Source organism: Flavobacterium subsaxonicum WB 4.1-42 = DSM 21790, from assembly GCF_000422725.1.
Lineage (GTDB): Bacteria > Bacteroidota > Bacteroidia > Flavobacteriales > Flavobacteriaceae > Flavobacterium > Flavobacterium subsaxonicum.
On record NZ_KE383910.1, the window covers coordinates 71,680 to 85,327 of the forward strand.

The following is a 13,648-nucleotide window of genomic DNA, read 5'->3' on the forward strand; positions in this document are numbered from 1 at the left end:
CACAACAATAATTATGGGATCGCTTCGTACCTCACGATGACTAAAACCATTAAAACTGTAACATCATGGAAATACAACACTATCATTTTAAAGACAACGGCGTAATTCCCAACAACAGCCTGCCGCTGCTGGTATACAAATTCGCATTCCCCGTTAGCGATAGCCTGGCCGATGTTATGGAAGAAACCTTTGCCAGCCACAACTGGACTAACAGTTGGCGTAATGGTGTGTTTCCGTACCATCATTACCACAGCATAACGCACGAGGTTTTGGGTGTGTATAGCGGCCAGGCGCAACTGCATTTAGGAGGCGAGCAGGGCGAAAAGATTGATGTTGAAGCCGGAGATGTACTTGTAATTCCCGCCGGTGTGGGACATAAAAAGATAGCGGCTTCGGCCGATTTTGGCGTTATTGGTGCCTACCCTGATGGCAAAGATTACGATGTGCTTACAGGCAAGGAAGGCGAACGCCCCCGCGCCGACGAACGTATTGCCGCAGTGCCCCGTCCTGAAACCGACCCGGTATTGGGTAAAGAGGGTGGCATTGCCGAATATTGGAAATAAGCCTGTTATAAACACAGGCCAAATATTATTAACTTTAAAATATGAAAAAATTATCGCTGCTTATAGCATTGTTTACCTGCCTGTTAACATTGGCACAGGATAAAAAGCCGGTGGTTTCAGGGCTAATGCTGGAAAACGTTACCTACCCCTTCCCTGTAAAGGAAATTAACCTTAAAATACAGGGGCAGGATTTAAAAATGGCCTATATGGATGTGCAGCCTGCCAAACCCAACGGTAAAACTGTTGTGCTGCTGCACGGCAAAAATTTTAATGCTGCCTATTGGGAACAAACCGCAAAAGACCTTTCTAAAGAGGGTTACCGCGTTATTATGCCCGACCAGATTGGTTTCGGCAAATCGTCTAAGCCTACCAATATCCAGTACACGTTTCAGCTGTTGGCGCAAAATACCAAAGCCATTTTAGACGAACTTAAGGTTACCAAAATAAGCCTGTTGGGCCACTCTATGGGTGGCATGGTGGCTACCCGCTTTGCGCTGATGTACCCCGATGTGGTAGAAAAACTAATACTCTCTAACCCTATTGGGCTTGAGGACTGGAAAACCGTGGTGCCTTACCAAAGCGTAGACGACTGGTACCAGTCGGAACTTAAGCAGGATTACGCCAAGATGAAAGACTACCAGCTTAAATTTTATTACGATAACAAATGGAAGCCCGAATACGACCGCTGGCTTAACATTAATGCCGGCTGGACACTGAACAAGGACTATCCTGTAATTGCAAAAAATGCCGCGCTTACGTATGATATGATTTTTACGCAGCCTGTGGTTTATGAGTTCCAGAACCTGCAAATGCCCACCCTTTTGATTATCGGGCAACGCGACCGTACCGCTTTAGGCAAAGGCAAAGCCCCTAGAGAAGTGCAGGACAAGCTGGGTAACTATCCTGCCTTGGGTAAGGAAACCGCCAAGAAAATAAAAAATGCTACTTTAGTAGAAATAGATAATGTGGGCCACCTGCCGCACATAGAGGCCTACGATAAATTTATTGCCCCGCTTAAAGAGTTCCTTAAAAAGTAAGTATATTATCTTTGCACCATGGATACCGAAATAAACCTGTCACGAAAGGTACGCAAGCCTCTAAAACTATACAAAGAGGCCAAGCAAAGCTACCTAAACCGCATGCGCCTGGCCGTATCGCTTTTTTATTTTTCTATGGGGCTTACGTTTGCCACCTGGGCAAGCCGCATACCCGATATTAAGTCGACCTTACATCTTACTGAAGCCGACCTGGGTACGGTGCTTTTTGCCATACCCTGCGGGCAGCTGCTTATGATGCCTTTTTCGGCACGTATTGTAGTAAGGTACGGCAGCAGCAAAACGGTGGTTGCAGGTATTATAATGTACATAGCAGCTATGGTTACGTTAGGATTGGGTACCGAGATCTGGCACCTTATGCTGTCGCTGTTCTTTTTTGGGGTGTTTAGTAATTTTACCAATATATCAGTAAATACACAGGGGCTGCTTACCGAGGGCATTTTTCGTAAACCCATTATGTCGTCGTTTCACGGGGCATGGAGCCTTGCCGGTTTTACCGGTGCGCTTATAGGCCTGCTGATGATGAATATTGGCCTGCCACCCCGCATTCACTTTGCTGTTGTGGCTGTACTGCTTTATGTAGTTATTGCTTTTAATTACCGACAATTGGTAAAAACCAAACCCGCCAAACCACAGGCCGCTGAAGCCGACAGAAAACGCAGCCTGATACCCAAACTTAACCCTGCACTGGCATGGCTGGGTGTTATTGGCTTTTGCAGCATGGTAAGCGAGGGCATAATGTTCGACTGGAGTGGCGTGTACTTTAAAGATGTGGTTAAAGCACCGGAATCGTTAGTTATACTGGGCTATACCTCGTTTATGATCATGATGGCTTCGGGCCGTTTTATAGGCGATAAAGTAACGGCGCGCTTTGGCCGTAAGAGAGTGTTGCAGGTTAGCGGCGTGCTGATATCGGGCGGTATGTACCTTGCCGTGTTTTTGCCGTATGTAATTCCTGCAGCAATTGGCTTTATGCTGGTTGGTTTGGGAGTAAGCACCGTAGTACCGGGCGTGTACAGCCTTGCCGGCCGTACCCCGGGCATAGAGCCAAGCAAGGCGCTTACGGCGGTATCAAGCGTTAGCTTTCTTGGCTTTTTAATAGGCCCGCCCGTTATTGGGTATGTTGCCCATGCGGTGGGGCTTAAAATGTCGTTCGCGCTTATAGGCATCTTTGGAGTAGGTATAGCACTGCTTGTAAACAAGGTTAAGGCTATAGAATAGGTTTGCACACAGCACAAAAAAAGCCCCGAGTAACAACTTCGGGGCTGGAGTACTAACCTAAACTCTAATTTATGAATTAACAAAAATTATTCAGATAATGTAAAGGTGGCTTTTAGTTTCTCTATCGAGATTTCAAAGTCGCCTGCCTCAAGTATGTCTTTGCCATCGCGGCCCACATAGGTAAGGTCTTTAGGGTTAAGCTCAAATGTAACGATTTTGCTTTCGCCCGGTTTAAGGTCTATCTTTTCAAAACGGCGCAGGCGTTTAACATCGGGGGTAACGCTGGTAGCATAAAGATCGGATGTAAATAAATGCACCACCTCTTTACCGGCCACTTTACCCGTGTTGGTAACCACTATAGTAATCTGCACATTCTCGCCTTTTTTAACAGACGCCTTATTAACCTTTAAGTCTTTATAACTAAAAGTTGTATAGCTTAACCCATGCCCAAACGCGTATTGCGGATTGTAATCGGCTTCGTAGTTATACACACCCTCGGCCTTTTTTTGCTCCTCACTTGGTTTATGAATGTAGCTTATTGTAGCGTTAGGATACCTTGGGTAGGTGTACGGCAGTTTCCCGCTTGGATTAACATCGCCAAACAGTACATCGGCAATAGCATCGCCACCAAAATTACCCGGCAGATAACTTTGCACAATACCTTTAATGTTGCTTTCAAACTTGCTAATCAGCCTTGGGCGGCCTTCATTCAAAATTAATATAACCGTTTTACCGGTAGTCGCAATTTTTTGAGCCAGTTCGGTTTGCAGGTCGCTCATGTACAGGTCGTTCATGTCGCCCGGTTTTTCGGTATAGCTGTTCTCGCCAAGGCAAAGTAAAATTACATCGGCGTTTTTAGCAGCAGCAACGGCTTCGTCCATCTTATCGGCAAGCTCATCATAATAATGCCCGCCAGCTTTATAGCTCACCCCGGGAATGTAAGTAACATTGGCCTTACCAATCTCGTTTTCTACCGCCTCTACAATAGTATTGTATTTAGCCGCATACTGATCGGTTTTATCGCCCTGCCAGGTGTACGTCCACCCACCGTTAAGGGTGCGCATGCTGTTAGCATTAGGGCCAGTAATAAGCACTTTTATGTTCTTTTTAAGCGGCAGTACATTGCCCTCGTTCTTAAGCAGGGTAATAGCCTCGGCAGCCATATCGTATGATGCCTTCTGGTGCTCTTTGCTGCCAAATTTAGGGTAGTCTTTAGGGTTGGTATTGGGCTTATCAAAAAGGTTCAGTGCATACTTAACTTTAAGAATCCTGCGAACGGCATCGTCTATCCTTTCCTGTTTTACTTTACCCTCTTTAACCAGCGCTATTAAATTATCACAAAAAACCTCGTACTGGTAAGGTATCATGCTCATGTCTATACCGGCATTTATAGCCAGGACAATAGCCTCTTTATCAGATGCCGCCATCCTGTCGCGCTTGTGCAGGTTTTCTATATCTGCCCAATCGGTTACTACAAGGCCTTTAAAGCCAAGTTCATCTTTTAAAAGTTTGGTAAGGATATCATAGTTGGCATGCACCGGAACCCCATTGATTACGCCAGAATTAATCATTATTGTTTGCGCACCCGCCTCTATGGCCGCCTTAAACGACGGCAGGTGGTATTCGCGCAGGGCATCTTCGCTAATATAAGCGGGTGTCCTGTCTTTGCCCGATGTTGCCGCATGATAGCCTAAAAAGTGCTTAATGCAGCTTGCCACCTTTTGCGCATCGCCAATGTTGTTGCCTTCAAAGCCGTGCACCATGGCAACGCCAAGTACAGAGCACAGGTAAGGGTCTTCGCCAAAGCTCTCCCACTGTCGTGGGAAACGCGGGTCCATACCCAGATCTAATACCGGAGAGAACGTCCACGGAATGTTACTGGCACGGGTTTCGTAAGCCGTAATGCTTGCACCCAGCTCGGTAAGCTTAGGGTTGCGCGCTGCTGCCTGCGCTATTTCCTGCGGAAACATGGTAGCACCATCGGTATACGTTGCACCGTGAATTTCGTCTACGCCATACAGCACCGGTATTTTATTTTTATCTGTTGCCAACGATGCTTTTTGCACGCCGCTAATAAGCTCGTACCATTTTTGCGGTGTTACCGCCTGGCCGCCGGCTATGTTTAGCACCGACCCAATATGGTACTTGCCGAAAACCTTTTTCATTTCGGCATCATCCAGCGTAAGGGGCTGCGTACTGCTAAAACGGTTATCGCCCTTGCAAAGCACATCGAGCGTTATCTGTGCCATCTGGCCTACTTTTTCTTCAAGGGTCATTTTTGCAATAAGGGCATCAACTTTTTTGTCTATGTCCTGTTGCTTTTGCTGGGCATGGCCCAGGGCTGCTGCAAGAAGCAGCGTTGTAAGTGCTAAATTTTTAAAACCTTTCTTCATTTTTTATAGTACAAGGGTGGCTACGGCACCCGCTTTTAGTGTAATGGTTGTTGTTTTGCTGCCTGCGGCTACGTCTACCGTTTTTTCTTGGTTAGAAGTATTTTGGATGATGGCTACCACATTGCCGGCTGGTGTTGTGTACGCCACATTAGGCAGGCCTTCCGGCAGATTGCTCTCTACCCGTACAGACCCCGGCCTTACAAACTTAGAGGCGTGTGCAATAATATAATAGGCCGGCTCTCGGGTAACCTCATCGCCCGTAATGGTAACGGCGCCAAGGCAACGGTCGCAGCCACCCCTGTCGGTATGCGGCTCCAGTTTTTCGTTGGCGGCAAGGTTCCACTCCAGTACGGTTTTACACCAGTTGCGGGGCGCGCCAATAATAAGGTTTTCTATATGCCAGTCCAGTTCTTTTTTAAAGTTGCCCGGGGCGCCTACCCACTGCTCTGTAAAATATAGGTTTTTATTTGGATGTGCCTGGTGCACTTTGCTAATGGCATCTACCGTGCCGCCGTACAGGTGAAACGCCGACCCATCGATATACTTAGCCGCATCGGCATCGTTTAAAATAGAGATAGGATATTCCGGCTTATCGGCATTATGGTCGTAAATAATAATTTTGGTTTTGATGCCATTCTGCCTGAACACAGGCCCTAAATGATCGCGCACAAAAACCTTCTGGTCATCGGCCACCATTAAAAGGCTTGGCGTGTTGCCCGGGTGCAGCGGCTCGTTTTGTACGGTAAGCGCATCTATGGTAATGCCGTTTTTTTGCATCTGCTCAATGTACTTAACCAGGTAGTTGGCGTATAAACCGTAATATTGGGGCTTAAGGCTGCCACCACGGCTGTCGCCATTGGTTTTCATCCATACGGGTGGCGACCATGGCGATGCCAGTATCTTAATCTTAGGGTTAATGGCCAGTATTTGCTTAAGTACCGGTATAAGGTACAGCTTATCGTAACCAAGGTCGAACTTTTCGAGGTTCAGGTCGGCCTGGCCTTCCGGAAGGTCGTTGTACGAAAATACTTTTTCATCAAGGTCAGACGCGCCAACGCTTACGCGGAGGTAGCTGGTACCAATATCGTTTTGGCCGGTACCAAACAATTCCTGCAATAATTTTGCGCGTGCAGGGGCACTCATGTTGCTAATGTGCAACGCGCTGCCCCCGGTTAGCGTAAAGCCAAAACCGTCCATTGTCTGGTAAGTAGTGGCGGTGTTAATGTTTAATTTAACATTAGTTGTGGATGGATTGTTGGAAAAGGGCTGCTCTTGTAGCAGTATAGATTTGTCTGGCATGGTAACCCAAAGGGCGCTGCCGGTTTTTTTAACAGATGTACTGCTGCACGCTGCCAACAGTGCCGCTAACGAGAGCGACAAAGCAAGGCCGGTGCATTTTTTAAGGCTGTTTGTAAACATTAATAGGTGAATTATTATATAACAAGGTGTGCGGCTAACCCCATCAATGGGGTTTTTAGCAATGCCAAAGTAGCACTATAAAAACAACAACTAAAAATTTAGTGTACACTTTGTTTACGCCAATACTCAAACACCCTACTCACACTATTACTTTTTTTTTATAACCTATTGTACAGCAAAACAATATCTTAAATATTTTTATACACTTTTTTACATTAATAGTACATAATTATACCTTAAATCTGCTAATTTTACATCGTTTTCGCGTTTAGCAAAACATGCTGTTACATGATTAAAAACATTTTAGCCCTTATACTGGCCCTCTCCACATGCCTTATTGCCCAGGCACAGAGCAATAATGTAAAAATACGCCAGTATACTAAGGCCGACTTTAATGCCGACAGCCAGTTTTGGGTAGCCACGCAGGATAGTAACGGTACCCTTTTTTTTGGAAATAACGACGGCGTAGTAATTTTTGATGGCGAACACTGGCAAAAAATAGTGTTGCCCAATAACTCCTCCGTACGTAGTATTGCGGCCGGAAAAAACAATGTAATTTATGCCGGTGGCTACAACGAGGCTGGCATTGTAAAAAAAGATAACAGCGGCCGCTATGCCTACACTTCTATTATAGATGAATTACAGCTTGGCGGAAAGAATATTGAGAACATCTGGGACATTAAAAGCCTTGACGATAAGTTGCTGTATCGCGCCTTTAACGAAATTATAATTACCAGTGGCAAAACCGCCACCCATATACCCACTGGCAGTGCGTTTACGTATTCGGCATTGGTGGGGCGTGATTATTTTGTGGCAGAACAGGGCAACGGGCTACTGCACCTGGACCCGGCAGGCAGGCAGCTAACCCTTGCTTTTAAGCAGGCCGACTTTAATAACGAAGACATATCGGCGTTACTGCCCGGCGACAGCCCCGGCACCATTATAGCGGTAACCGTACAGGGGTCGGTATACCAGGGTACTATTGCAACGGGCAGTATGCAGCAGGTAACCAATATTTTTGAGCACGGCGAGCGCGACGAGGTTTCGGGTGCTATAAAATACAGCAACGGCACCTTGTTTATTGGCACTGTTGGCTCAAAGATCGTTCTGGTAAACCGCCAGGGCGAGGTTATGCACAATGCAGCCATGTTTAGTGCCATGCAGGAGAGTGCCATACACGGCCTGTACCGCGCTGCCGATAACAACATCTGGGTGCTGCAAAATAACGGGTTGGCATACATCGACTTTAAGTCGCCTTACACGTCGCTTTTTAATAAGGCATCGGTGTATGATGCGCTGGTGGCCAACGGCCTGCTGTACCTTGCCACTACGCAGGGCGTGTATTATGCGCCGTTTAATGAGGCTACCCCAACATCGCCATCGGAGTTTAAAAAAGTGGCCGGCATGCAGGGCCAAACATGGTCGGTACAACTGCTGGAGGGCGATATTATAGCATCCCATGACAATGGGCTTTTTAAGATAACAGGCGGCAACGCCGTTAAAATAGGTACTGCCTCTGATTTTTGGAAAGTTACCCCCATTGCCCAAAAGCCCGGCTTTTACCTGGCATCGCAATACAATGGGCTGCATCTGTTAGAAAAAAAGGGGGCGGACTGGATCCTGCATCCTAAAATAACCGGCTTTAACGAGTCGGCGCGCGATATAATGCCTGCCGAAGAACCCGGCACTTACTGGATATGCCACGGCTACCAGGGGGTGTTCCGCATCCGAATTGACCCATCGTACAGCCGTGTAAATTCGGTAGACCATTTTACCAACAAGAACGGGTTAAAAAACTCGTTTAATGTAAATGTTACGCGCTGGCAAAACCAAACGGTGTTTACTACCAACACAGGTATTTACACCTTTAACCAACAGCAAAATAAGTTTGTTCCGCACACACGGCTTAACGCCATCTTAGACCCAACAAAAAATACGCGTAAGCTGGCACAATTTGGCGCACGGACCTGGTTTGTTCAGGACGACGAGGCCGGTTACTTTACTACTACCGATGCATCGCCCGAACTGCATAAAGACCTGTTTTTAAACCTTAAGGGCAGTTTTAACCGCGGTATGGAGTGCCTTGTGCCCCTTGCCAATGGCAAAATGCTGTTTGGCACTACTAACGGCCTGTTTTTATACACCGTAGACAACCAGTATGCCAACCCCGGCATTGCCACGCTTATAACGCAGGTATCGTATTCTAAAAACCAAAAACAGGTGCTGCTGCCCCTTAGCGGGATGCCGGATAACCCCGAGGTACTGCCCAACCAGACCGATATACTCCGCTTTGATTTTGCCGCCCCTAAAATGACACACGGCACCCAGATACAGTACAGCTACCTGCTGGAAAACGTAGACCAGGTATGGAGCGCATGGCAAAACATTCCGTATAAAGAGTATACCCACCTGCGCCCCGGCACGTATACCTTTAAGGTAAAAAGCCGCAATACCGCCGGGCTTTTGGGCGCCGAAACCCAATATACTTTTACCATAGTACCCAAGTGGTATCAAACCACGCTGGCGTATATTTTATATGCCGTGGTTAGTATTTTAATTGTGCTGGGCATACGGGCGCTGGTTAAAAAACGCATTCGGCATGAGCGCAATAAAAGCCGCCGCGAAGCCGAACAAAGCAAGAAACTACTGGAGCTGGAGGTAGAGCAATTAAAGCTGCAACGCGACAAAGAGGCCATTAGGCGCGACAAGATTGTACTGGAAGAAGACGTTATTAATAAAAGCAAAGAACTGGCCAACTACACGCTGTTGCTGGTCCAGAAAAAGGATATTTTTAGTGAGCTGACATCCGACCTGAAAGAACTTAAGGACTATGTTAAGAACGAGGAGTCGCGTAAAAAACTGCTGCAAATTTTCCAGAAACTCAACCAGCATAAAATTGGCGAGGAGTATATGGAGGTTTTTGATGTGAATTTCGAAAAGGTGCACCACAACTTTTTCCAGAAGCTTAAGGCCCTTAACCCTACCCTTACCCAGCGCGAACTTCGTTTGTGTGCCTTTGTAAAAATGAACCTGAGCAACAAAGAAATATCGCCACTATTGGGTATTTCGCTGCGCGGTATTGAGAATGCCCGCTACCGCATTCGTAAAAAACTTAACGTGGCCAGCGAAGATAATTTTACAGCTTTTTTAGAGGGTGTTGCCAAAGACGCCAACGTTTTGTAGAATGTTAATAACCTGCTAAAGTTTGGGTAACGCCGGGCTTTTCCTAATTCTTTCCTATTTGCGCTTTTAGTTTTGACAGCAAATGATAGAATTATGAAGAATGTATTTACCACAATTGCCCTGCTATTTTTAACCGTTACCGGCTACGCCCAGCAAACCGATGTTACCCCTGTACAACCCCTTAAACTGCACCATGCCGAACCTTTATATGTAGACCTCATCCGCGATCTGGGTGCCCGTAAAGGCGAGCGCGAACTTAACGTGGGCTTTGGCGTTAACGATGAGAAAGACTACACAAGCTATTCCGGCTTTGCAGAATACGAGTTTGCCGTTGCCGACCGTTTGGGACTGGAAATAGAGGTACCTTTTGAAATGTATGCCCACAACCCCAACAAACAGGATTATGCCCTGCCCGGCAACCGTATAGAGGGTATTAAACTGGCAACGCAATATACCTTTTTAGTTTCGGCCAAGTACCAGACCTCTATGGCAGTGGGCTATATTCAGGAAATGGAATTCAGCACCCTGTCAGACATCGACCATAACGCGCCCTTGTTTGAGGGCACTAAATACAACCCTATATTTGTTGCTGCCACAAGGCTTACGCCACACATACACACCCTGCTGTACACCGGCCCAGCCATAGAACAGTCTTTTAAAGATAACAGCTGGGATACCACTATGGAGGTTAACGCCAACCTGCACTATGTTTTTACCAACGGTAATTTTGTAGGCCTGGAAACCAATATGGTATTCTCTAACGGTAAGCCATCGTTCGTGCTGCGCCCGCAGTTTAAAGTGGCCTTTTCTAAAGATGTTAGTGTGGGTGTGCTTGCGGGTATACCGGCATCGGGCGACAGCCACGGCATTAGCGCTATGACGCGCATGATATGGGTGCCTTAATAATAGTTATTCGTTAATAAGGGGATTTGGTTATTTGATGGATTTACTTCATAAGTTTTGGCAAAGCTCTCGGATGTTGATATGGTTATTCGTTAATAAGGGGATTTGGTTATTTGATGGATTTTGAAGTGCATTTATTGTCATTGCTTCATAATAAGTTAAAAGCCTTTACTACTCCGCGCCCAGGTTTTAAATTTGTAGTACACGCCTAAATTATTCAATTATGCTCCATTTAAAAACTGTATTTGCCACTTTATTATGTACCACCTGCCTTACTGCACAGCAAAGTTTTGTACAACATACCGATAGCAGACTGGAAATTATAGCCAGCATCAATCCGCCCAACCCCGACCCATCGGGTATTGCGGTTACTAAAACCGGGCGGGTATTTTTAGGGTTTCCGCGGCATGCCGATAACCACAAGCAATTTGCCCTGGCCGAACTTGTAGACGGTAAGTTAGTACCTTTTCCTAATAACGATTACGTATATCCGTCTCAAAAACCGTTTAAAGACTGGCTAATTTCGCCGCATGGCATGACTATAGATGCCAACGGCCTGCTCTGGATATTAGACGATGGCAAACGTAGCGGCATTAAAGAAATTCCGGATGGTGCCGCTAAAGTGGTAGCCATAAATGTTGATACTAAAAAGATAGTTTACTCCATACCCATAGGCAAAGACGCCATGAGTAACGATTCGCATTTAAACGACCTACGGGTAGACTTAACCCACGGCCAAAAGGGCATGGTGTATATTGCCAATTCGGGTTTTGGAGAGCGTTACTCGCTGGTGGTGGTAGATATTGCCAAAGGCACCTCGCGCGAGGTGCTGCTTAACCACCCGTCGGTTGCGCCCGAACCCGGCTTTGTAGGTTTTTTAGAGCGCAAGCCTTTGGTGTACGACCCTAAAAAACAGCGTTTTCCCGTAGGTGGTGCCGATGGCATTGCCCTGAACCCTGATGGTAAAAAGGTGTACTGGACAGCCATTACCGGCCGAAAATTGTACAGCCTTCCGGCAGATGTGCTGAGTGATTTTAATACATCTAACGATGCTTTGCAGAAAGCCATAACCTTTGAGGGCGAACGCCCTGCCTGCGATGGCCTTGCCGAAGATGCAGCGGGCAATATTTACTTCGGGTCGTTCGAGCAGCTGGCACTGGTACAGCGCAAACCCGATGGCTCGTTTAAAACCCTTGTTAATGATGACCGACTTGGCTGGCCCGACGGACTGTTTTACAGCAACGGCTACCTGTACGTTACCCTGGGCCAGTGGAACCGCCTGCCCGGCTTTAACGATAATAAAGACCTGCGCGAACCGCCGTATTTAGTAGGCCGCATAAAAGTAGAATAACCTGCTTTACAGAAACAACAAAGCCACCCGCAAAGGTGGCTTTTGTGTTATGCCCTGTCCCAAAAGGCAGGTGGCTCAATGCCCAGGCCGCGCAGGTACACGTAGCCCTGCCCACGGTGGTGTATTTCGTTATCAATAAAATATAAAAGAGAGCTTAAAACAGTGCCCGGATACATGCCAAACGCTTTTATCTCTTTTTGGTAATCGGTAATTTGGGGCAGGTAGTTATTTAACTGCTCTGTAGTATCGTCCCATATTTCTAAAAGCGATGCCTTGGTTACCGGCATACCAACACCCGATAAGTGCGGCAGGTTGCCACTACCCCAGTCGCCCGTGGCAAGGCCCTTGGCACCGGGACCGGTAAGGTCTACAATTTCCATAGCTATCTGGGCAAAAGTGCGCATACCGCCTATAGAATATTCAAACAGGTCTTTTTCAGGAAACGCCTCAATAACGCGGCGGGTAAGCCCACGGTGGCCCTGCCAGTGCTTTAAAAGGGTTTCGGGCGTAATAAAGTTCTCGGTGGTTACATTTGCTGTTGTCATGCTATAATGATTTACTTGGTTTATACCCCAAAATTACAAGCGTGTAGTGACAAAGGTATGTCAGCAGTATTTTATAAAAGTAAAATTTATTTTAAAATTATAAAAAGCGCACCCCGGTTAGCTCTTCTGCTTTTTGCCATAACGCTTTAGAAAGCCCGGCATCCTGCGCCTCCTGCGGAATTTCGGCTACAGCCGGATAACCCCTTAAACCACCATCGGGCCCATAATAGCCTGCGGGAGTAACCTCATCAGCTAAAGCAGCATATAATGTAGGCAAAGCACCCTGCCATGCGGGCATAAAGCCGCCGTATTGTTCTATCATTCCGTTAAAGACATCTTCGCTTAAGTGGCGCGACAAACTGGTAAACGTACCGCCAGGGTGGGCAGAAACTACAAGAATATCATCTGCGGCAGCGGTAACCCTTTTTTGCATTTCCATAGCAAATTGCAGGCATGCCATTTTACTAATGCCGTATTCGCGGTTGGCATCATACGATTTTTCCATTTTAAGGTTATCAAAATCGGCTACCCCCTGTGCTGCCAGGCTGCTTAGCATAACCACGCGCGACTTAGGTGTATTTTTTAGCAGCGGGTATAAATAGCCCGTTAAGGCAAAATGCCCAAGGTAGTTTACACCAAACTGCAACTCGTAGCCCTGTTTGGTATACGATGCCGGCGGAACCATTACCCCTGCATTGTTTATAAGTACATCCAGTTTTTGATGCTTAGCAGTAAAACCTTTTGCAAACTGCGTAACCGATTCGAGGTCGGACAGGTCGATAACGCCAATCTCAAGTGATCCGTTTCCGCCCTGGGTTTCTAATTTTAGTTGTGTTTCGAGGGCTTTCTCGGTAGTGCGGCACGCCAGTATAACGTGTGCACCTGCCTGATAAAGGGCCAGGGCAGTTTCGTAGCCAATGCCGGTATTAGCGCCGGTTACCAGTATGGTTTTGCCGTTTTGGGCGGCAATGTTTTCTTTATTCCACATAGTTTTTAGTTTGATAACCCAAAGTTG

The 13,648-nt window shown here is 46.7% G+C and carries 10 protein-coding genes; 6 read left to right on the forward strand and 4 right to left on the reverse strand.

The window, feature by feature from the left end; all coding sequences use genetic code 11:
* The first annotated feature begins 65 nt into the window (after positions 1–65).
* From G509_RS0117015 to G509_RS0117025, 3 genes are read left to right on the forward strand one after another with little or no spacing between them, the layout of a single operon-like run.
* Entirely contained in the window at positions 66–563 is a 498-nt protein-coding gene (locus tag G509_RS0117015; RefSeq protein WP_026992640.1) for a cupin domain-containing protein, read from the forward strand.
* A 41-nt stretch (positions 564–604) separates the two neighbouring features.
* Positions 605–1,600, forward strand: a complete 996-nt coding sequence (locus tag G509_RS0117020; protein WP_026992641.1) for an alpha/beta fold hydrolase — start codon at positions 605–607, stop codon at positions 1,598–1,600.
* Positions 1,601–1,618: 18 nt separating this feature from the next.
* Entirely contained in the window at positions 1,619–2,839 is a 1,221-nt protein-coding gene (locus tag G509_RS0117025; RefSeq protein WP_026992642.1) for an MFS transporter, read from the forward strand.
* A gap of 86 nt (positions 2,840–2,925) precedes the next feature.
* On the opposite strand, the gene G509_RS22385 is transcribed toward G509_RS0117025, so the two are convergent.
* Positions 2,926–5,232, reverse strand: coding sequence for a glycoside hydrolase family 3 N-terminal domain-containing protein (locus tag G509_RS22385; RefSeq protein ID WP_035739291.1), 2,307 nt, complete (start codon positions 5,230–5,232; stop codon positions 2,926–2,928).
* Positions 5,233–5,235: 3 nt separating this feature from the next.
* Positions 5,236–6,651: a glycoside hydrolase family 30 protein gene (locus G509_RS0117035; protein WP_026992643.1), complete on the reverse strand. Its 1,416-nt coding sequence runs from the start codon at positions 6,649–6,651 to the stop codon at positions 5,236–5,238.
* Positions 6,652–6,939: 288 nt separating this feature from the next.
* Between G509_RS0117035 and G509_RS0117040 the strand changes: the two genes are divergently transcribed.
* The 3 genes from G509_RS0117040 (at position 6,940) to G509_RS22390 (ending at position 12,088) form a co-directional block, all read left to right on the forward strand.
* A complete protein-coding gene (locus G509_RS0117040) occupies positions 6,940–9,834 on the forward strand; it encodes a triple tyrosine motif-containing protein (RefSeq protein WP_026992644.1) in 2,895 nt (964 codons plus the stop codon).
* A 93-nt stretch (positions 9,835–9,927) separates the two neighbouring features.
* Positions 9,928–10,737 (forward strand): HAEPLYID family protein, encoded by an 810-nt coding sequence (locus G509_RS0117045; RefSeq protein ID WP_026992645.1) that lies wholly within the window; start codon positions 9,928–9,930, stop codon positions 10,735–10,737.
* Between the two features lie 223 nt (positions 10,738–10,960).
* Positions 10,961–12,088, forward strand: a complete 1,128-nt coding sequence (locus G509_RS22390; protein ID WP_051200350.1) for an L-dopachrome tautomerase-related protein — start codon at positions 10,961–10,963, stop codon at positions 12,086–12,088.
* Between the two features lie 47 nt (positions 12,089–12,135).
* Here the strand turns inward: G509_RS22390 and G509_RS0117055 are convergent, their stop codons facing one another.
* Entirely contained in the window at positions 12,136–12,633 is a 498-nt protein-coding gene (locus tag G509_RS0117055) for a DinB family protein (protein WP_026992646.1), read from the reverse strand.
* Positions 12,634–12,730: 97 nt separating this feature from the next.
* Positions 12,731–13,621, reverse strand: a complete 891-nt coding sequence (locus tag G509_RS0117060; protein ID WP_026992647.1) for an oxidoreductase — start codon at positions 13,619–13,621, stop codon at positions 12,731–12,733.
* Positions 13,622–13,648: the final 27 nt, after the last annotated feature.